This is a genomic window from Ohtaekwangia koreensis (assembly GCF_900167975.1).
GTDB lineage: Bacteria > Bacteroidota > Bacteroidia > Cytophagales > Cyclobacteriaceae > Ohtaekwangia > Ohtaekwangia koreensis.
In genome coordinates, this window is sequence record NZ_FUZU01000005.1 from 473,238 (window position 1) to 495,160 (window position 21,923).

The following is a 21,923-nucleotide window of genomic DNA, read 5'->3' on the forward strand; positions in this document are numbered from 1 at the left end:
CCTCATCTATTATATATCTGAACACGAAATGAAATACAACACACAATGGCTTATAGATAAGTTTGATAAAAGTGAAGCCATTGAATTTATTTTCTTCTGGGGACATACCAATAAACAGAACGAACCCGTGGGTAAATTTATATTTAGCCAATGGTACCCTTCAGTTTTTACGGTAGAAGATGTCGTATATAAAACCGCCGAGCATTGGATGATGGCTCAGAAGGCAAGGCTCTTTGGTGAGGAGGAGATTTTTCAAAAAATCATTCAAACCGAAAAGCCGGGAGAAGTAAAAGCGCTCGGCCGGCAGATCAGAAACTTTGATGAAACAAAGTGGAATGTATGGAAGTACGAGATCGTGAAAATAGGTTGTATCTATAAATTCCACCAAAACAAACTCCTGAAGGATTACCTGCTGGGCACAGGCGATAAAGTATTAGTCGAAGCAAGTCCATCAGATTTCATTTGGGGAATCGGATTGGCTCAAGATGCAAAGCATATCGAGGACCCGCATGCATGGAGAGGTTCTAATTTGTTAGGCTTTGCGCTCATGGAGGCGCGTGATTTCTTGCGTTCAATAGGCGATGTAAAGTATATACCTGCAGAGATGTTGCCGGTCTGGCAAAGATTCCCGGAAGTTAATTAACGGCGTTGCCCGATCTTCCCTAATCTGTGAATATATACCACAGAAGACGGTTAGCATATAAACCGCCCCAAACAATCGATAGGAGTTTCCCGTTTCTATGAGCCCTTATCAGAAAGTAAAGATCACATTGTTGTTTTTTGTTTTCATATTAAACACGATACTTGTAAACCTAATAATTTGTGTATGCAAAAAATCTATTTGAGTGATGCTGGTCCTAAGGTTTCTCCTGCTGTATATGGTTTTTACAGGTGGGATACAGAACTGGAGAATGCTTCGGTTTCGATGGAGAAGATCGTGGCGTTATGCCTGGAGCTAGGCATCAATACATTCGATCACGCGGATACTTATGGATCCTCTCAGTGTGAAGAATTGTTTGGCAACCTGATCAGCAAAAAATCTTTTAAAAGAGAAGATATAGTGTTGTTTACGAAATGCGGCTTGCAACTGCCCCAGGGAACCAATCCTGCGGTGCGCGTGAAGCATTATGATACATCGGCACAGCACATTTTAAAAAGTGCTGAGAACTCGCTGCGTAAACTGAAAACAGATTACATCGATATATTCTTACTGGATCACCTCGATCATATATCAAACCTCGAGGAGACTGCTATTGCTCTGGAGCAACTGATGAAATCCGGTAAGGTCAAGCATATTGGTGTTGCTAACTTTTCGGTTTTTCAACATCAGTTGCTGGCTTCGTATATGCACACTGCGATTGTAACGCATCACCTTGAGCTGAACCTGCTCAATACAGCTGCGTTGGATAACGGACAGATCGACTATATCAAGCAACGTTATATGCGTCCATTGGCGTCAGCACCAGTAGCCAGTGGCAGAATAGCGACCGGTACAGATGACCAAGCTGTACGTGTGCGTAAAAAGCTACAGGAAGTAGGCGCTAAGTATAACGTTGATATTGAATCTGTGGCGGTAGCCTGGTTGATTAAACTCGGGGCGCTTCCTTTGATCGGTACGCGCGATGAACAGCGTATCCGGAACATCGCGAATGCTTTTAACATTCAACTTGATCATCAGGATTGGTACGAGCTTTACACAGCTTCACGCGGTGAAATATAAATACAGGCCATGCAGATAAACATATACCAGGTCGATGCCTTTACGGATACTATATTCGGTGGAAATCCAGCGTGTGTAGTGCCCCTGGAACATTGGCTTGAGGATGATATGTTATTGAAGATCACAAAAGAAAATGCAGTTGCTGAGACTGCATTTTTTATTCCTGCCGGCGACCACCACCATATCCGTTGGTTTACTCCGGACATCGAGATGGATCTTTGTGGACATGCTACACTGGCAACAGCACATGTGCTCATGGAGCATCTTCGTATACCGGCTGACGTTGTTACCTTTGAAAGCAGGAGCGGTTTACTTACCGTGACAAGGCAAGCAGTAGGGTATACGTTGGACTTCCCTTCACGCATGCCAGTGGCGTGCGAGTTGCCTGAGATCATCCGACAAGGTATAGATCTTCAGCCAAAGGATGTGTTAAAAGCGCGCGACTATGTATTGGTATATGAGCGTGAAGAAGATATTCTAAATATAAAACTCAACCGTCAGGTTCTGGATCAGATCAACCTGGATCCTGGTGGAATTATAATTACAGCACCTGGAAATTCAGTCGACTTTGTTTCCAGATTCTTTACAACCCAGGCAACACATTTTGAAGATCCGGTTACAGGCTCTGCACATTGTTCCCTGATTCCATTCTGGAGTAAACGTCTTAACAAAACCGAGATGACCGCGTTGCAGCTTTCCGGTCGTGTTGGTAAACTTTATGGTGTGAATGCCGGTGACCGGGTATTGATTACTGGACAAGCGCGGACGTATTTGGTTGGTATGGCGCGAACTGAGTAAAGATGAAGTCGTGATGGCAAACGTTGATAAGAAAAGCGAAGACAAAGGAAGCCAGCCGTCTGAATAGCTATAGCTTGAAAGTTTGAATATATTTTAGGCTTCTGATTCGGTTACCGGAATATATATATGAAAGGTTGCGCCTTCTTTTACTTTTCCCTCTGCCTGTATAATGCCATTGTGGTTTTCAACAATCTTTTTGCAAATAGAAAGTCCTATACCTGTACCGCTATATTCAGCGGTTCCATGAAGTCGTTGAAAGACTTCGAATATCTTAGTGCTATATTCTTCAGCGAAACCAATCCCATTGTCTTTGATAGCAATGTGGTGAAATCTTTTTGTGAGGTCTCCTGTATAGCCTTTGATCTGATCTGCTGATATTACCTCAGCCGTTATACCTATATGAGGCTGTACATCTTTCTTTGAAAACTTTAATGAATTGCTGAGGAGATTTACAAACAGTTGCTGGAATTGAAACTGGATGACGTGAAGCATGGGAAGTGCTGAAAATTCGATCACTGCATTCTTCTCCCGTATAGTATCTTCCAGGTCTCGCGTAACGATCTCTGCGATTTCATTCAGATCAACAAGTTCGAAAGCTCTTTCCTGTGTGGAAGCTCTTGAATATGTCAGCAAATCTTCAATAAGTCTTTGCATATGTGAAGTGGTATTCACAATACGCTGCATGTACTCTTTACCTTTATCGGAAAGATTGTCACTTTCCATTTCATTAAGGCGATGTATAAACGATTGGATTTTGCGGAGAGGAGCCTGTAGGTCGTGACTTGAAACATACGCAAAAGATGAAAGCTCCTGGTTCATCAGTTCCAGTTCTGCGTTTTTTTTAGTCAGCCTGTCTTCGGCTGATTTTCGTTCTGTGAGGTCGCGTGTAACTTTTGCAAAACCGATGACCTCGCCGTTATCTCCATGCAGTGCTGTGATAACTATACTTCCCCAAAACAAAGTTCCATCCTTGCGAACACGCCAGCCTTCATGATCGGCTTTGCCTGTGTCTCTGGCAATATTGATCAGTTTTTCAGGAAGTCGATCGAGTTGATCCTGGGGGGTATAAAATATGCGGAAGCTTTTTCCTATAGCCTCTTCCATCGCATAGCCTTTTAATTTTTCAGCACCTTTATTCCAATCCATAATGATGCCGTGCTCATCCAATAGAATGATAGCATAGTCTTGAACTTCAGCGATCATCTTTTCCCAATATAAACTTGTTAGCCGGCCACGATTGCCTAGCTCCAGTTTTCTTTGAGACATTGAACTCATGGTATATTGCTTGTAGGTGGTATTACTTATTAAAAGAGCCTTTCCCGATCTCGAAATATAGTGATTCTTCCGAATTACGCAGTAGAGCCAACCCGGTTTATAGAATTAGGTTGCCTGCATTTAAGCCAGTAACGCAATATTAAATGCATGGTCTCCTTCAATTCCTCAAAGCTATTTTCTTTCAGGAAGAAACCTTGTACAGTTAAATCATATGCTTTTCGAACCTGTGCAGGACTCGCTGCTGTAGAGAAAAAAACGAAGGGTATACTTTTCCTCCGCAGAAAATCTTCTTCCATAATTTTTTCCAATAGCACGAGTCCATCCATCAAGGGCATATTAATGTCACAAATAATGATAGAGGGTTTTTTAGAAGTGGTCCGTAAAAAATCAAGCGCTCTGCTACCGTCATTGAAGAATATAAGATGTTCAACAATTCCTATTTCAGCGCACACAGATTTAAGTATGTCCTGATCATCCGGGTCATCCTCCACGATTAATATGGGTGAGTTGGGAGGAATTATTAATTGTTCCATCCAGAATGATCGGTAAAATATAATGCCAGCAAGTTATTTTTATAGGCATTTTGCACGTATTCACGCGCTGCACGACTGAAGCTGAATATCTTTTTTCTGCGCACCACACGATCAATAGGGGTATAGATATACTTCCCTGAATTTAATTTATGGATCAAGGGATGGATGGTACACAATTCTTCGGAGAAGACGGAGAAGAAACTACCCGTAAAAGTCCACACTATTCATTCGGAATGGCGTGGCTGTCAGTCTATAACTACACGGAGATGGTCATAAGACTTGTCACCTGTAAAGCGGGAGCAGGTGTTCATGAAATAAGAAAAGCCAGACGTGATCTGGCTTTTTCTTAATAAAATGCGCTTGGGCTTAGTTCGCTAACCGAACATTTACTGCGTTTACCCCTTTTTTTCCTTGTTGAAGCTCAAAAGTCACTACATCGTTTTGACGGATTGAATCAACAAGCAATCCGGAAATGTGTACAAAGTAATCTTGTCCTGTTGCTGTTTCTTTGATAAAACCAAATCCTTTGGCTTCATTAAAAAATTTTACTGTTCCTTCTTTCATTGAATTAAATAAAAATCGATACAAATGTAAGAGATAAACGTTAAGGCAGTACACCTTTCTGGTGCTGATCGGAAATTTTAACGTTAAAGTGTCAATCAAATTGCTTATTTTTGCATTTCGATTCCGCTAATTCCCCAGAAAAAGAACTTTAGGCGTCAGAAAAATTTTTGAGGCGATCATTTTTCAGCCTCTCTTACTCAAGCATTCAACATGACATTTGAAAATTTAAATTTAATAGAGCCACTTTTGCGTGCTCTTAAAACGGAAGGATATTCCAAGCCCACACCCATACAGGAACAAGCAATACCTGTTTTGCTACAGCGAAAAGACCTTTTGGGTTGCGCACAGACTGGTACTGGTAAAACAGCAGCCTTCGCGTTGCCTATACTTCAACTTCTTCACCAGGACGAACTTTATGTGAAAGGTCCTGTCGGAATTAAAACACTCATCCTCACACCAACCCGTGAACTGGCTATCCAGATCGGTGACAGCTTTGCAGCATACGGAAAACATCTTCGCCTCTCGCATGCCGTTATTTTCGGGGGTGTGCCACAGCGTGCTCAAACGGATGCCCTGCGTGCCGGAGTAGATATACTGATCGCTACACCGGGACGGCTACTGGACCTGATGGACCAGCGCTTTGTAAAATTGCAGAACCTTAAAATGCTTGTTCTCGATGAAGCAGACCGCATGCTTGACATGGGTTTCATTCATGATGTGAAGAAAGTTATAGCACGTGTGCCTGCGAAAAGACAAACCATTTTCTTTTCCGCCACGATGCCACCCGAGATCGCATTGCTTGCCAATACGATTCTTAGTAATCCTGTAAAAGTTGAAGTGACTCCGGTTTCTTCCACGGCAAATACAATCAAGCAGTCGGTATATTTTGTAGAGAAGAACAACAAGCGGAAGCTTTTAAATTTTCTGCTGCAGGATCATTCCATTGCCACAGCACTTGTATTTACCAGAACGAAGCACGGTGCTGACCGTGTAGCGAAGCAGCTGAATGAAGCTGGCGTTCGCGCAGAAGCTATACATGGTAATAAATCGCAAGGTGCAAGGCAACGCGCGCTGACGAATTTCAAAGCTCGCAAGACGCGTGTACTTGTAGCGACCGATATAGCAGCACGTGGTATAGATGTAGAAGAACTGACGCACGTTATAAACTATGAACTGCCCAATGTACCGGAGACGTATGTACACCGTATAGGTCGTACAGGTCGTGCTGGTGCCAGTGGTATATCGGTTTCTTTCTGTGATGAAGAGGAAAAGGAATACCTGGATGATATCCAGAAACTGATTGGTAAAAAGATTCCGGTAGTGGAAGATCAACCCTATGCCATGGTACACGTGGGTATGCCGAAACCTGCTGCTGCCAATCGTAACGCCTCACAACGGCCTGGCCAGGCGGCCAACAATGCCGCTGCCCGCAAGAAAAAATGGTATGGTCCTCGCAGACCAGGAGGAAGATAGAAATATTATGAACGTGTTGATGTGGTATCTATACCGGCATCAACACGTTTATACTTCATATACTTTACTTACCGGGCGCAGATCTCGCGGTAATCGCAGAAGCTGCAAACTTTCAGATCATCGGTCTGATCGAATGGCTGGGTAGGATCAAAGAGTTCGTTGAGCAATGTCTGTAAATGCCTGTCGAACTCGGGTAGCATCGAAGTTACATCATCGAGCCGATGCTTGCCAAGGTATAGCCCATATTCAAAATCATCCTTAAAGATTTCTTTTCGATTGATCAATCCGGGTTGGATTTTTACTTCACTGGATTGCCCTGCGTTTCGCTGCGCATATACCCACGCATATAGCATCGCCTGGAAAGCTGCCTTGTTTCGTTTCTGATCACGCTTGAACAACGAAGGTATATCTTCAAATTTATTCTCATCCTTCCCCGTCTTATAGTCAATGATGCGAACCGTGTTTGTTTTTCTGTCGACACGATCGATCAGACCACCCATCACGATTGAAAGTTGTTTACCTAGTTGAGTAACGGAAGTTGTTGTTGTAAAATTTTTCGCTTCCAGTAACTCAATAGCAAAAGGTGTATAAGCTTTATCGTGCGCCAACACTTTCAACGCAAACCGCTTCACCATTTCCTTTACTACCAGTTGCCTTCCATCGTATTCAAACTTCTTGGTATCGGGTAAATGGAAATGTTGCCTGAAAGCCATTTCAATAAAGCGATCCAGCTTCGTGCCTACATTTATGAAGTGTTCTTCTTTAACAAACCACTCGCCAGCCGGTGGTCTGAGATCCTGATAAAATAATTCCATTACCTTATGGAATATATTTCCGAAGATGCGCGCGTCTGCTTCTTCCTCCACTTCATCCGGTTCGCGGATTTCAAGAAGATGCTTGAAGTAAAATTTCAAGCGACATTCCAGATATGTATTCAGCGTTGATGGCGTTAATGCCTTGCCAAAGTAACGCTCCAGTTTTTCGAGTACATCTGCTTTTTTCTCTATAGCAATCGGCTTGGCTTCATGTACTTGCACAGGGTTGTAGAGTACTTTGCGTTCGTGTGGCCAGTTCGCTTCATAGATCAGCTGGTATAGATAGCGGCTCATCTCACCGGTACCGAGTACATCGGGTTCCGTATTATAGTATAGATCAACGGTTTCCGCGCGTTGTAAAATGCGATAGAAAAGATATGCATACATCGCATCCTGGTGCTCGGATGTTGGTAGACTATATGCTCTGCGAATGTTGTGCGGTATATACGAGCTCTGGCGCGGAGCAGCGGGCCACAGCCCTTCATTTAATGATAGGACGATAACATGATCGAAATCGAGGTTACGCGTTTCGAGTACCCCCATAATCTGCAGGCCTTTCAAAGGCTCACCACTGAACGGCACTTTCTCTGCACGGACGATTTGCCGAAACATTCGTTGTTGCATGCGCAGCTCCATCGGTTCGCTTGTAGTCAATTCCTGCACACGTGAAAGTATACGATGGAAGTGAAATGCGAATTCTTTCTCCATCAGTCCGCCTGCTTCAGAGGAAGTTGCAAGCGATTCTACAATGCCAATGATATAGGCGAGAAAGTTTTCAGTGGGTACGATGCGAAATATTTCTTCCAACAGGTCATGCTTCTTCTCGAAGAACGATGGTGCTATATGTACCTGGTTGTTTTTCTGAATGAACTCTCGCCACTGTGCAGCCTCTTCCCCGACACGCGCCTTGAGGTATGGATGGTTGAGTAACGCCAATACATAGCGATAATAAAATTCGTCTTTACGTTTATGTAAGTGAAGTTCAAATAAGAAATCAATAAGGGAATAGTAAGGCGTACTCACCAATGGGAAACCCATGGTAACGTTGATCGCCTGCAAGGATGGTGGTAATGCATAGAGCACAGGCAACAACATGTTCTCGTCTGGCAGAACGATCACCGTACGCTCAACACTATTATTTCCGGCCTGTGCCCGTAGCGTTGCGTCCAGTTGCTGTGCAAGTAATTTAGGTTGTCCTGCTTTCTGAGGAACACCGAGTACCGTAATTTTTTTATCCTGCCCTAAATATACCGCAGGCTCCGGTGGAAAGGTTTGTCCAAGTATAGCATGTTTCCTATACTGCCGGAAGAATGTACCGGCTTCGCGGTGCGGCTCGTTTACATAAAATGCATCCTCATCCCAAAAGATTTTCGCATCACGATGTTGAACAAACCAGGTGATGATTTTTTCTTCTGCAGCCGTAAGCGCATTGAACCCCGCGAATACATATCTCATTCCTACCTCTTTCTTTTTGCCGGCAGGAATTAATGTTTCAATTTGCTCGGCGACATGTCGGTGGATCATACCAGAGTAACCGATCTTTTCTTCCATCAACTGTTGCCGAAAGGCTATATATACCGGGTACAGACTTTGCCACAGTTCAAGGAATTTTCGTTTGCTCGCGGAAGAACTGAAATCCACCGTTTGCCAGAAGTCGATCAAAAATTGTTTTTGCTCTTCGGTCAGGTAATCGAAATATTGATCAAGTTCTTTTTGATTACTAAGGTCTTTGAACATTCCCGCAGCATGAACAAGGTATTTATCCAGTTCATCAAAATCGCGCAGCAACATTTCTCCCCAGAAGTAAAAATGATCGAGGTTCTCATCGGAGTTGGTAACGCGCTTAAATACACGGTAGAGGGTAACGATGAGTGAAAGTTTATCGGCTTCTTTAAGATCAGAGAATGACCCGATGAACTCTTCAACACTCAGAATTGCAGGTGACCAACGCGGAGCATCGAGTTGCTCGGCAAGCGCTTTTCTGAAATATAGGGATGCTCTTCGATTGGGAAAGATCACCGTAAGGTTGTCCCAATCGCTATAGTCTTTCCGGATGGTATCTGCTATTTCCTGGATAAATGTTCTCATACTGCTTTACACACCCGCTCGTTTACATATACCAGGTAACCTTTTGCTTCTTCAAGCCCCATGGATTTCAAGATCGTGAGATATTCTTTCACCTGGTGCTCATCTTCCGTTTTGGGTGCTCCCGTTTTGTAATCGATCAGCAGGGCGCGTTTATCTTTTATAACAATGCGGTCAATTCTTCGTTCGCTTCCATCGGGCATAATGAGTGACGCTTCACGCTTCGAAAGTATATCTTCAGCAAATGCTTCGCGAAGGGAAGGATGTTTCACAATCCAGTGGATGGATTCTTCAATAGGGCTTCGCTCATCCTGATGGATCAGTCCTTCTTTGATGGCTTGTTCCAGGGTGAGCACTATATCTTGCTCCGTTTTTATTCGCGCCATCAGTGTATGCAGAAAAATTCCATAGTTAATCTTTTTCCGCTTTTCGGTTTGCTGGAAAAATTCTCTTCCCCGTGTGCGCACCTGTAATCGCTCACGCCACGGAGTTATATAGTAGTTCCGTAATATCAATGAATTGCTTGGGCGAATCTCGGTACGCTGTACTTCAATGGTGCCAATGGTAAGCATTTTGTTCGCAGCAGACCAATGCTGTTGTAGCTGCATGCTGCCTTCAATCACGCGTTGTGTCAGTTTGCCAATGTGATTGATGCTTCCGGATTTACCATAAGGAGCAAAGGCAATTAACCCATGTTCAGCACGCGTAAAAGCCACGTATAGTAAATTCAGATTGTCAAGGTATATACGTTTGCGTTCTTCGGTATAATACTCGTGGAAGCACGTGTTCTCCAGCTTGCTGCTATATTTCAGCGGCAGAAAGCCGATATCTTTAAATAGCGTTTCATCTGAACGACACCAGAGTATAGGTGATTTCATCGGAGGATGGTTCAGCTCCCAATTCAAAAAAGGTATAATAACATAATTGAACTGTAGTCCTTTTGATTTATGGATGGTGATGATCTGTGCAGCGTCAACACCACCTGCTACCTGTATAGATTTTTTATGTTTGTTGTCGTCCCACCATTGCAGGAAAGAAGCGAGATCACTTTTTTCGCGCATTCCGAATTCAATAACGACATCCTGGAAAGCTTGCAGGTATGCAATTTCTGTGGAGAGCTTTCCGAGGTTGAACATGTGGATCAGGTTCTCGACCAGTTCTACCAACGGCAGGGCTGCCAGTACATCGCGTTGTTCCGTGAAGGGGAGTGGCACCAGCTTCGCGAACTCTTTCGTTTTGCTGTTGGAAAATAATTTATGCTGATTCGGAAACGCCTGTTGTGGCCAAAGCTTCTGATATTCATACGCAAGCTGTGCACGCGCAATTAAGTTCTTGCCGTCTTCCAGCAAACGCATCGCATTGATGAGTACAACGACAGAGGCAGCCTGGTCGAGGCGCAACGATTCATTGGAGACTACATCATATTTATACTCTGGTTTTGCCTGGGGCGATGATCTATACTGCATGAAATACTGCGCGATCATTTGCCCTTCACTATTGTCGCGCACCAGGAATGCTATATCCCGTAGCGCGATACCTTTTTGTTGCAAGTCTTCTACTATACCCGGGAGACGCTCCAGGGAAAGGTCTTCGAATCTGACTTTACCAGCTTTTTCGCCTTCCTCTTCGGTGGGTTCATTTTTAGTAGCTTCGGCAGCTTCGATAAACTGAACGGATATATAGCCCTTGTCGGGATTACGAAATAATTTTTGAGCAGCATCTCCATACGACTCTTGTGGAAATGTAGTGCCGGTTTCTTTTCCGATGATTTCAGACGCAGCTGCAAATACTGTATTGTTGAAATTTACTACGTTGCCTGCGCTCCGGTAGTTTGTGTCGAGCGGAAACGTATCGATCATCAGTTCGCCAACATCATCTTTTACTTTTTCCTGGAGGATATTCAGATCGCCTCCACGCCAGCGATATATAGATTGTTTGATGTCGCCTACAATCATGCTTCTGTAGTTTTGCGCTATACCGTTGCGCACCAGCGGAAGTATATTCTTCCATTGAAATCCGGAAGTATCCTGAAATTCATCGATGAGAAAATGCCGGTAAAACGATCCCACCTTTTCATAGATAAAAGATGTATCCTGTCCTTGCATGATGCCTTGTAAAAACTGGGGTGCATCGGATAGCAACATCAGGTTGTTTTCGCGGAGATATTCCCGTAAGGTCTTTGATATATCCGAGAGCAACCCGAATACATAGAGATTTCGTAAAGCCTGTTCTGCAGAAAAATAAGATATACTTTCCTTCTCAATATAGCCTACAAGTGCGGCCAGCTGTGGCAGCCAGCGTTGATTACCCATCGAGACAATGAGTGCAGCGTTACCTGTTTTGGATGGCCATTCCCGAGCGTCCACCAACATCGCCATGACGCGCGTACCCGGAAGTTTGATTTCATTTTCAAGTCCTGCGATATAAGAATATATACTTCCCGATTTACCATACTTGAAATCGGTAACAGAAAGATTATGGTCGTGAAATTCTTTCAGCAGCGCTCGTGCTTCCTGGTATACTTTACTCTCAAACTGTTTTACAACACTCTGTAATTTTATCCGTGTACTTTTGAAAAACTCTTTGTTCTCGGTTACACGCAGTACCTGGTCTTCTATAGCCTTGAATTCTTCTTTAAAGATTTCTTTCGAAAAATCGAGCAGAGCAGAGCGGATGTCCCAATCTTTACCTTCCACCAATCGTTCGAGTGAAAATTCAAGAACCCATCCACGTAACTCGTCATCATCGGTGAGGTTGTCCATTACCTGGTCGATCACTTCTTCCAGCACCATATCGTTATCAACCTCCAACCGGAAATTGCCAAGCAAATTCGTTTCACGCGTAAAGGAACGGATCACGCGTTGAAAGAAAGCATCGATTGTGCTGATTGAAAATTGTGAGTAATGATGCAGGATAAGCGAGAGCACTTCGCGACTTCGGTCTTTGAACTGAGCCGGTGTAAAGGTGCGTCCTTCAAGTTCGAAGTCGTAGAGGATCTCTGCAGAGAGATCTTCACTTTTGCCTTTCACAAAATCATCGAGGTAGCGGATGATGCGGTCCTTCATCTCCTGCGTACTCTTGTTGGTGAAGGTCATCGCTAGGATATACCGGAAATATTCCGGATACCGTAACGCAAGCTTCAGGTACTCTTTTGCAAGCGTACGTGTTTTGCCAGAGCCAGCGGAAGAGCGGTAAATATGGAAGGTTTTTTCTGTCACGAGGCCGAAGTAAACTTAATGGAAGCAATTACGCAACGTGAATATTTTTACTTCGCATTCTTGTCTCAAAAACACAAGCTTGTTATAAAGAGTGCTATAGGTCTGAAAAAATTGCTTCACGAAATCCTGTTAAGACTTTGTTAACTTTTAAGAGGTTCGGGTATTATAAAATTCTGCGCGACCCCGTAGTAAACCTTTCTCTGTGAAAGCATTATAATCGTCAGAAAAAAATCAGGTCATCAATTCAAAAAGTAACCAGCAAATTGAAACATAACTTTTAATTTTCGGCCGTGTTTAAATCTGAAGACTGATTAAAAAACACTACCTTGAATTAAATCCGTCTATGCTGCGCAAGCTCTATTTACTGGGACCGAAGTTCATTTACTCTTTTCCAGTTCAATTATTGTTCAATAACATAAAGCGTAACCAGGTGTTAATGCTTTGCTGGATCATTCTTTTCGCAATGATCACCGGCAGCTTTGGTAAGTACCTCGGAATCCCCTATCTCTTCCTCGATCCCGAATATTTGAATCATGTAAATTTCCGAAGCTTTTTTATACTCGGACTGGTAACGGCTGGGTTTACAACGGCTTTCCACATCACGTGCTATATCACGGATGGTCACCGCTTCTCATTTGTCGGGACGTTGTCAAAACCATTTTCAAAATTTGCAATTAACAACAGTGTAATACCAGCTATTTTTCTCATCACCTATATCTACGAGATCATTGAGTTTCAAACACACAATGAATATAGCACACCCGCCGGTCTGGCGTGGAACCTGGGAGGTTTGCTAACCGGATATACGGTGATGACGCTCATCTTCTTCGGATACTTCTGGCTTACCAATAAAGATATCTTCAAATATGTGGTGTGTCGTATCGATGAGAAGATCAAGCAGAATGTACAGGTTACACGCGCGAGTGCCATGAAGAAACTTGATATCGCCCGCAAGAAACAAGTACGGGTTGATAATTACATAGATTACGATCTTAAAGTAAAGGAAGTAGAGTATAATACATTTTACGATAAAGCAACGGTACTCCAGGTGTTCGATCAGAATCATTTTAATCTGGTGGTTATCGAGCTGATGATCTTCATTATCATTATCGTACTCGGCATCTTTAAAGATTACCCGATGTTTCAGTTACCGGCTGCATCCAGCTTTATTATATTCCTTACGGTTTTCGTGATGATGTCGGGAGCATTTTCGTATTGGTTTGGAGGATGGTCTGCCACGGTAGCCCTACTGGCTTTTTTAACACTCAACTATCTGGTGGGAGAGGAGTTTTTTACCAAGAAGTACGAAGCGTTTGGATTGGATTATCAGCGTATGCCTGCGGAGTATACCATTCAGGCGTTGCAGCAACTCAACGATAGCGCACACATTCAGCGCGACAAGCAAGCCACTATGGTGATGCTTGAAAACTGGCGGAAGAAATTTCCTGCGGATCAAAAACCGAAGATGGTTTTTCTCTGCACGAGTGGAGGTGGAAAACGTGCGGCACTGTGGACGCTCACAGCCCTGCAAGCATCGGATAGTCTCACGAAAGGGAAGCTGATGGAAAACACAATCCTTATTACCGGTGCTTCCGGTGGATTGATTGGTGCCAGTTATTATCGCGAGTTAAAGTTACAGGCGAAGAAGGGAAAGAACATTCACCCCAACGCCATGATCCACCGCCAAAAAATTGCAACGGATAATTTGAATCCACTCATTTTTAGTTTGATGGCGAACGACCTCTTTGTTGGCTTCACAAAATTTGAATACGGTGGAAATTTATATTACCGCGATCGTGGCTATACATTTGAAGAACAGCTGAACCAGATCACAGAGAATCTTCTTAACAAGCCGATCGAAGCATATGATATAGAGGAGAAAAACGCAGTGATTCCCATGATGATCCTGACGCCTACGGTAGTAAATGACGGGCGTAAACTATATATCGCTGCGAGTCCGGTTTCGTTTATGAATTACGACATCACTGATTTTCCGCGGCAGGCGTTTCCCAAAATCAGCGGTGTTGACTTCCAGACTTTATTTAAAGATCACAACGGTGCAAACCTGCGCTTTCTTTCGGCACTCCGCATGAGCGCAACGTTTCCCTATATTACACCCAACACTACGTTGCCTACTGAGCCAGGAATTAAAATAATGGATGCCGGTATATCTGATAACTTCGGAGTGTCGGATGCTGTGCGCTTCCTCTTTGCGTTTAAAGAGTGGATTGGAGAGAATACATCCGGGATTGTTTTTGTATCGATCCGCGATTCTCCAAAGCTTGACCCGATCAAACAAAAAACAGGGCAAACTATCATTGATGATTTTACACAACCCATCAGCAGTGTATATAACAACTTCGAAAACTTTCAGGATATAAACAGTGATATGCTGATCGGACATGCCAAGTCGTGGTTCAAGGGAGATATAGATCGTATAGATCTTCAATATCAAACGGAGAACTATGTTCCTATTCTTCAGAAGATGGATAGCATCCGCCAGAATAACTCACGTGCTTCCCTCAGCTGGCGGCTCACCACCCGCGAGAAATATAGCATTGAGTATACGATCAACTCTGCTGAAAATCAGCGGCAACTGCAGAGATTGGTAAAACTTCTGGAGAATCAGAATTGAGAGTGATGTTCGAATTATTTATATAGTACATCTGCCATGGAACTTCAAGCTTTATTTCCTCAGTTCGATCCGGAGCTTATCGCTCTGCTTGAAAAGGTTGGACAGGTCGTTGATTTCGAAGAAGGATCTATGCTGATGCGTTCAGGACAATACTTCAAAAACTCAATGCTCATTCTTGACGGACGCGTGAAGCTTTATCGGGAAGGCAATGATGGCGAAGAGTTTTTTCTATATCACCTGGAAAAAGGACAAGCCTGTGCGCTGTCGATGATCTGCGCTACCAAAAATGAATCCAGTGCCCTGAAGGCAAAAGCTATAACGCATGTAAAAGCGCTGGCTGTACCGATCCAGCATATGGATGAACTGATGCAGCATCATCGTCAGTGGTATTACTTTGTGTTGGAAACCTATCGCTCACGCTTTGAGGAATTACTCGAAGTGCTCGACCAGGTAGCGTTCCATTCTATGGATCAGAAACTGGAATTCTATCTGAAGCGCCAGTTTGATTCTGTACAGGGAGATAAAATTACTGTGACACACCAGGAGATTGCAGATGACCTTAATTCTTCCAGGGAAGTGATCAGCAGACTGCTGAAGAAACTGGAGTCTTCCAAAAAGATTGCGATATCGCGTAATGAGCTCACACGATTGAGTCTGTGAGGAGATAATTGAAAAGCAACAAACCGTGCTATAACAGGTGATGGCTCAGTGTCATCACCTTTTTTATTTGCCTTTTTTAAAAGTAAATATACCCGTGTGACTCTAGTCACAGTATACAGCTTAGCGCCAAAATACCTTTGTATAAAAATAAAGGTACATGAACAAAGTACGTTGGGCACTGTTCGGGGCTGTTATACTGGTTTCGGCATCCATAAAGGCACAGGAGGTTCCGCTTACACTGCAGGAAGCGTTGGATGCTTCATTCCGGAATAATAAAGAAATTATACTATCGGGTATAGATGAAGAAATTGCCCGTGCAAAATACCGGCAGACCGATGCTGTTTTTCTGCCTCAGGTACGATTAAGTTATACGGGTGTAAGCACCAATAATCCATTGAATGCTTTCGGATTCAAACTACAACAGCAGTCGATCACATCCAATGATTTCAATCCGGAAGTATTGAATTACCCCTCGTCAAAGCAAAATTTCATGACGAAAGCAGAGTGGCAGCAGCCGCTCATCAATGCCGACCAGGTATATGCGCGACAAGCCGCACAGAAACAAGTGGAGGTATATGGATTCAAAACAAAGCGTGCAAAAGAATACCTGACGTTAGAGATTACAAACACGTATGCACAACTATATCTGGCCTGGCAGGCGATGCACGTGTGGGAAGAAGCAACGCATGCAGCAGCCACTATATATACTGACACGAACAATCGGTTTGAGAAAGGATATCTGCAAAAACCGGATGTACTGCAGGTGCAGGTAGAGCAGGCCATGGTTGCTACAAAACTGGCGGAAGCACGCAGTACGATTCGCAATATATCCGATCAGTTAAGTTTGCTGATGGGCGCACCCGGAAGTGCTATATATAAAGCTGACGCTTTAATACAGGTACATACAGTATTTGATTCTACCCTGCTTATTCCGGAGAATCGTTCAGACTTTCAGGCGATGCGGGCAGCGATAGCCGCGCACGAAAAAATGATCCGCTCCGGAAAGACCAGTTATATACCTCGGTTGAATGCCTTTGGTGAATACCTCATCAACGACCGGCAGCCGTTTGGCTTTGGCTCTGATTCGTACCTGGTGGGAGCGCAACTGTCGTGGACGCTCTTCAACGGTATGTCTACACGGTATAAGATTGCGGAACAACACGCCGAGCGTAACAAAGCAACCGAGCAACTTTCTTATCAGCAGGAGCAGGCACAACTCGCGCTGCGTAAAGCACTACGCCAACTCGATGATACACGGTATACCTTACAGCAACAGGAAACGGCTGTGCAGCAAACCGCGGAATCACTCCGCATTTTGCAGAACCGCTATCAGCAAGGACTGGTCACCACAGGCGAACTACTGCAGGCACTAACACTCTTGTCGCAGCAAAAGCTTAATCAGGTGCTGGCTGTGTTTCAGTATAACACCACGGTGGCCTACCTGCAATTTCTAACATCTTCTGAAAAGTAAAAAAGCATTTCTATGAAAATATATTCGTATAGCGCAGCAGCGCTGTTTCTTCCGGTTAGCATTTTTTTTGTTGCTTGTTCGGGAGATGCTACACAACACGCTATATCTCCGGACGCAGCGGTAAAAGTAACGGTGGCTATAGCTGGTAAAAAATCAGATGACGTTATTCGCAGTAGCGGGCAGATTGAAGCAGCAGAAACTGCCGTGATCAGCACCCGTGTCATGGGATTCATCACGCATATATATGTTAAGGCTGGCGATAATGTTAGGCAAGGTCAGCTACTGGTAGCAATTCACAATGCCGATATACAGGCGAAACGTGCGCAGGCACAGGCTATGGTTGAGGAAGCAGGTGCAGCGTTGAAAGACGCACAGAAGGATTATGATCGCTATACCGAGCTCTACAAACAACAAAGTGCATCTGAGAAAGAACTCGAAAATATAGCACTGCATTATCAGTCGGCAAAAGCTAAAGCAGAAACGGCACTGCAGATGCAGCGCGAAGCGGAAGCAACGCTAGCCTACACGCAGATTGTTGCCCCGTTTACCGGGGTGATCGTGCAACGGAACCAGGATGTCGGAAGTATGGCTAGTCCCGGAGCAGCTATACTGGTACTCGAGCAGGATGGAAAATATCAAATCAGTACATCTGTTGCAGAAGAAGATATAGATCACGTTCGCCTGGGTGTTCCTGCAACCATAGAAATAAAATCTTCCGGAAGAAATATTGAAGGGAAAGTAACTGAGGTAAGTCCGTCATCGCAGATGAATGGTGGCCGCTACCTGGTAAAGATTGGCATTCCTGAAAATGCAAAGCAGGGATTATATGTAGGCATGTATGCGCAGGTGTCCATTACGGCCTCCGATAAAACAGAAAGTATAGATAGTACTATACTTATTCCGGCCACGGCTTTGGTATATGAGGATCAGCTTACGGGTTTGTATACGATCAGTGAAAACGCTACTGCATTACTTCGGTGGGTGCGACCAGGTCGTGCATACGGTGAGCAGGTAGAGATACTTTCAGGGCTGCGCGCAAATGAGCCATATATATTGGCTGCCGAAGGGAGACTATACAACGGAGTTCCGGTTTCGGTTAAATAATATTTCCAGTTCTGAATATATAGTATGAATACACTACATCCCATGAAAGAAGGATTATCCGGAAATATAGCAAAGGCGTTTATTCAGTCGAAGTTGACGATCCTGTTGATGATCGGGTTTCTTCTGGTAGGCGGCTATAGCACATTGCTCATTCCGCGTGAAGAAGAACCACAGATTGCTATACCGATGGCTGATATTTTTCTTCGCTATCCGGGAGCATCGCCTGAGGAAGTAGAAGCCAGAGTATCGCGACCATTGGAGAAAATAATATCCGGTGTGAAAGGGGTGGAATATGTATACTCCACTTCCATGAAAGGTCAGGCAATGCTCATCGTACAATTCTATGTAGGTGAAGATATAGAGCGCTCGCTGGTAAAGCTATACAACGAACTGATGAAGAATATGGACAAAATGCCTCCGGGTGTTGCCATACCCTTGGTAAAAACGCGGGCTATCGATGACGTACCGGTAGTAGGCCTTACGCTGTGGAGTGAAAAATATAGCGACTATGAATTGAGGCAGCTTGGTGAGGCCCTTACGAATGAACTTCAGAAAATCCCGGATGTAGCCACTATCAATATACTTGGGGGGCGAAGCCGCCAGATAAATGTGATGCTTGATAAAGATAAGATGGCCGGGAGCCATGTTGATCTGTTGTCGATCGGCAATCAGTTGCGTGCAAATAATGCGCAGGCTTCGGACGGAACTATACTCCGGCAGGACACTACATTTGCTGTAGAGACCGGTAGTTTTTTACATTCAGCGGATGAGGTGGCGAATCTCATTGTAGGATCCAACCAAGGCAAGCCGGTATACCTGAAGCAAGTAGCTTCTATAGAAGATGGCGCAGCGCGTCCGACAAATTATGTAGTATATGGTTACGGACAACATGACGCAGCACTTGCTGCGCGCTATAGATCTGATTACCCGGCTGTAACATTAGCCATTGCTAAAAAGAAAGGTGCTGACGCGATGAACCTCGCAGAGAGAATTACATCACGTGTAGAGCATTTGAAAAAGGAATTGATTCCTCAAGATGTCCATATAACTGAAACGCGTAACTATGGCGAAACTGCTTCTGAAAAAGTTTCAGAATTGTTACTCCATTTGTTTGTAGCCATTGTAGCGGTTACGGTGTTTGTTATGCTTGCCATGGGATGGCGCGGTGGCCTGGTAGTATTCCTGTCGGTGCCGGTAACTTTTGCGCTTACGTTGTTCAGCTATTACTTTCTGGACTATACATTGAATCGCATTACGCTGTTCGCACTGGTATTTATTACCGGTATAGTAGTGGATGATTCCATTATCATTGCCGAGAACATGCACCGCCATTTTAAAATGAAGCGATTGCCATTCTTGCAGGCTGCGATCTTTGCAATCAACGAAGTTGGTAATCCTACTATACTGGCTACGTTCACGGTAATTGCTGCAGTATTGCCGATGGCTTTCGTCTCCGGTATGATGGGGCCCTATATGAGCCCGATGCCAATCGGTGCCTCTATTGCCATGTTGTTATCGCTGGTAGTAGCACTAACGCTCACACCTTATCTCGGCTATCTTTTTTTGCGTGGTAAAGATGATCATGAAGAAAAGATTCCGGCTATGGAGGAATCGAAGATATACCGGCTTTACAAAGCTTTTATCAACCCGATGCTTGAAACACGGTGGAAGCGTTGGACTTTTATGATGGGAACAATAATTGTATTGCTCGCATCCGTATCCTTTTTCTATACCCGGTGGGTGGCAGTAAAGATGCTGCCCTTCGATAACAAGAATGAATTTCAGGTGGTGATCGATATGCCCGAGGGTACAACGCTTGAACGTACAGCAGCGGTAGCCCGTGATATAGCGAACTATATATCGCAACAACCATTCGTGAAAAATTACCAGGCGTATATAGGTACTGCGGGGCCAATCAGCTTTAACGGACTTGTGCGTCACTACGATCTGCGTGCCGGAAATTCTGTAGCAGATATACAGGTAAACCTGATTGATAAAAGAGACCGAAGTATACAGAGTCATGCTATCGTAAAACAAATGCGGCCTGCTATTCAAAAGATAGCTGCACGGTATAGCGCCAATGTAAAATTGGTGGAAGTGCCACCAGGTCCTCCTGTACTTTCAACGATCGTAGCGGAAATTTATGGGCCGGATTACGATCAGCAGATTCATATAGCGGAGCAAGTAAAAGAGCTTATCTCGAAAACAAATGGTGTAGTTGATGTCGACTGGATGACGGAAGCCGATCAACCGGAATACAGTGTGGAGGTTGATAAGGAAAAAGCGATGCTCCGTGGCGTTTCTCCAGCGCAGGTGGTGGCAACTGTTAATGCTGCCTTATCGGATATGCCGGCAGGCATGGTACATGATCCTGTATCGTTCAATCCGGTGAATATTGTATTGCAATTTAATGATCGCGATAAATCCAGCGTTCAGGATGTTAAGAATCTGAGAATAACGAATGGACAAGGAGAGTCTGTTGCTATAGGTGATTTGGTAAAGATCAGCAAGGCCACACGCGCGAAAAGCATATATCGTAAAAATCAGAGACGTGTAGTATATGTGCAGGCCGACCTGGCAGGTGAGTTGGAAAGTCCGTTCTATGCGATGATGGAAATATCAGACAAGCTTCATACGGTTACATTACCCACAGGCTATACGTTGCAAGAATCATACAATCAGCAACCGGAGTCAGAAGATAATTTTATGTTGAAGTGGGATGGCGAATGGCAGATTACCTACGAAGTTTTCCGCGACCTCGGTATAGCCTTCGCAGTAGTTATCATTATGATCTACATGCTTATTGTAGGTTGGTTTCAGGATTTTAAAGTACCGTTGGTGATGTTGGCTGCTATACCATTATCGCTTATTGGTATTGTGATCGGTCACTGGTTGCTGCATGCATATTTCACAGCAACTTCTATGATCGGATTTATAGCATTGGCGGGTGTCATGGTGCGTAACTCGGTATTGCTAATTGATTTTATCAACATACGATTGGAAGAAGGTATACCTCTTAAACAAGCTATTATAGAAGCTGGTGCTGTACGCACAACACCTATTTTACTCACCGCTGGTGCTGTTGTGCTGGGAGCTGTTATTATACTGTTCGATCCTATTTTTCAAGGACTCGCTATTTCGCTGATGGGTGGAACGATCACATCAACCTTTTTAACATTGCTGGTGGTTCCCCTTCTATATTATAGAATGATGCGCAATAACTCCGGTAAAAATGAAGCGCAATAAATATAGATAGGAGCATCATTACTAAAAAAAATAGACACTGAAATCCAAATATATGAAAGAAAGAATTGTAAGAGCTGTTGCCGGCACACTGGTGTTGGTAAGTATTACGCTGGCCTATTTTGTAAATAATTACTGGCTGGCACTCGCAGTATTTGTCGGGTTGAACCTGCTGCAATCATCCGTTACTAAATTTTGTCCACTGGAAATAATATTGGAGAAAGCCGGAGTAGGAAAGAAAAAAGTCTTGTAGACAGATGTTTGTAATTACATCGAAGTATATCCTGACTTTTTCTATGTCCTGATTTTGTCTTGCCTGATCAGCAATC

17 protein-coding genes are annotated in these 21,923 nt (G+C 43.9%); 11 read left to right on the forward strand and 6 right to left on the reverse strand.

The genetic code is table 11. The features are described from left to right. Positions 1-28 precede the first annotated feature (28 nt). From B5Y40_RS29085 to B5Y40_RS29095, 3 genes are all read left to right on the forward strand, one after another. Positions 29-643 (forward strand): NADAR family protein, encoded by a 615-nt coding sequence (locus B5Y40_RS29085; RefSeq protein WP_079690407.1) that lies wholly within the window; start codon positions 29-31, stop codon positions 641-643. Between the two features lie 183 nt (positions 644-826). Then, positions 827-1,720 carry an aldo/keto reductase gene (locus tag B5Y40_RS29090; protein ID WP_079690408.1) on the forward strand — a complete coding sequence of 298 codons (894 nt, stop codon included), beginning with the start codon at positions 827-829 and terminating at the stop codon, positions 1,718-1,720. Positions 1,721-1,729: 9 nt separating this feature from the next. Beyond that, positions 1,730-2,518 carry a PhzF family phenazine biosynthesis protein gene (locus B5Y40_RS29095; RefSeq protein WP_079690409.1) on the forward strand — a complete coding sequence of 263 codons (789 nt, stop codon included), beginning with the start codon at positions 1,730-1,732 and terminating at the stop codon, positions 2,516-2,518. 93 nt (positions 2,519-2,611) lie between these two features. On the opposite strand, the gene B5Y40_RS29100 is transcribed toward B5Y40_RS29095, so the two are convergent. The 3 genes from B5Y40_RS29100 to B5Y40_RS29750 all read right to left on the reverse strand — a co-directional run bounded on the left by B5Y40_RS29100 (position 2,612) and on the right by B5Y40_RS29750 (position 4,484). Next, complete coding sequence (locus B5Y40_RS29100) at positions 2,612-3,784, reverse strand: sensor histidine kinase (RefSeq protein WP_159453841.1); 1,173 nt, start codon at positions 3,782-3,784, stop codon at positions 2,612-2,614. 83 nt (positions 3,785-3,867) lie between these two features. Then, a complete protein-coding gene (locus B5Y40_RS29105; RefSeq protein WP_079690411.1) occupies positions 3,868-4,326 on the reverse strand; it encodes a response regulator in 459 nt (152 codons plus the stop codon). After that, positions 4,314-4,484: a hypothetical protein gene (locus tag B5Y40_RS29750; RefSeq protein WP_159453842.1), complete on the reverse strand. Its 171-nt coding sequence runs from the start codon at positions 4,482-4,484 to the stop codon at positions 4,314-4,316. The genes B5Y40_RS29105 and B5Y40_RS29750 overlap by 13 nt, the downstream gene beginning before the upstream one ends. On the opposite strand from B5Y40_RS29750, the gene B5Y40_RS29110 reads away from it, so the two are divergent. Further along, positions 4,476-4,676 carry a hypothetical protein gene (locus B5Y40_RS29110; RefSeq protein ID WP_079690412.1) on the forward strand — a complete coding sequence of 67 codons (201 nt, stop codon included), beginning with the start codon at positions 4,476-4,478 and terminating at the stop codon, positions 4,674-4,676. The genes B5Y40_RS29750 and B5Y40_RS29110 overlap by 9 nt on opposite strands. Positions 4,677-4,692: 16 nt before the next feature. Here B5Y40_RS29110 and B5Y40_RS29115 read toward each other — a convergent pair whose 3' ends face one another. Next, positions 4,693-4,890: a cold-shock protein gene (locus B5Y40_RS29115; RefSeq protein ID WP_079690413.1), complete on the reverse strand. Its 198-nt coding sequence runs from the start codon at positions 4,888-4,890 to the stop codon at positions 4,693-4,695. 210 nt (positions 4,891-5,100) lie between these two features. Here B5Y40_RS29115 and B5Y40_RS29120 point away from each other — a divergent pair, with 210 nt between their 5' ends. Next, entirely contained in the window at positions 5,101-6,363 is a 1,263-nt protein-coding gene (locus B5Y40_RS29120) for a DEAD/DEAH box helicase (RefSeq protein WP_079690414.1), read from the forward strand. A gap of 68 nt (positions 6,364-6,431) precedes the next feature. Here the strand turns inward: B5Y40_RS29120 and B5Y40_RS29125 are convergent, their stop codons facing one another. Continuing rightward, positions 6,432-9,266 (reverse strand): PD-(D/E)XK nuclease family protein, encoded by a 2,835-nt coding sequence (locus B5Y40_RS29125; RefSeq protein WP_079690415.1) that lies wholly within the window; start codon positions 9,264-9,266, stop codon positions 6,432-6,434. Next, complete coding sequence (locus B5Y40_RS29130; RefSeq protein ID WP_079690416.1) at positions 9,263-12,481, reverse strand: UvrD-helicase domain-containing protein; 3,219 nt, start codon at positions 12,479-12,481, stop codon at positions 9,263-9,265. Before B5Y40_RS29130 ends, B5Y40_RS29125 begins: the two co-directional genes overlap by 4 nt. A 343-nt stretch (positions 12,482-12,824) precedes the next feature. On the opposite strand from B5Y40_RS29130, the gene B5Y40_RS29135 reads away from it, so the two are divergent. The 6 genes from B5Y40_RS29135 (at position 12,825) to B5Y40_RS29160 (ending at position 21,847) form a co-directional block, all read left to right on the forward strand. Further along, positions 12,825-15,116, forward strand: coding sequence for a patatin-like phospholipase family protein (locus B5Y40_RS29135; protein WP_245840879.1), 2,292 nt, complete (start codon positions 12,825-12,827; stop codon positions 15,114-15,116). Between the two features lie 36 nt (positions 15,117-15,152). After that, positions 15,153-15,776, forward strand: a complete 624-nt coding sequence (locus tag B5Y40_RS29140) for a Crp/Fnr family transcriptional regulator (RefSeq protein ID WP_079690417.1) — start codon at positions 15,153-15,155, stop codon at positions 15,774-15,776. 157 nt (positions 15,777-15,933) lie between these two features. Further along, positions 15,934-17,247: a TolC family protein gene (locus B5Y40_RS29145; protein ID WP_079690418.1), complete on the forward strand. Its 1,314-nt coding sequence runs from the start codon at positions 15,934-15,936 to the stop codon at positions 17,245-17,247. Positions 17,248-17,259: 12 nt separating this feature from the next. Then, positions 17,260-18,351, forward strand: a complete 1,092-nt coding sequence (locus B5Y40_RS29150) for an efflux RND transporter periplasmic adaptor subunit (RefSeq protein WP_079690419.1) — start codon at positions 17,260-17,262, stop codon at positions 18,349-18,351. Between the two features lie 42 nt (positions 18,352-18,393). Then, entirely contained in the window at positions 18,394-21,597 is a 3,204-nt protein-coding gene (locus tag B5Y40_RS29155; RefSeq protein ID WP_079690469.1) for an efflux RND transporter permease subunit, read from the forward strand. A gap of 52 nt (positions 21,598-21,649) precedes the next feature. Then, a complete protein-coding gene (locus tag B5Y40_RS29160; RefSeq protein WP_079690420.1) occupies positions 21,650-21,847 on the forward strand; it encodes a YgaP family membrane protein in 198 nt (65 codons plus the stop codon). Positions 21,848-21,923: the final 76 nt, after the last annotated feature.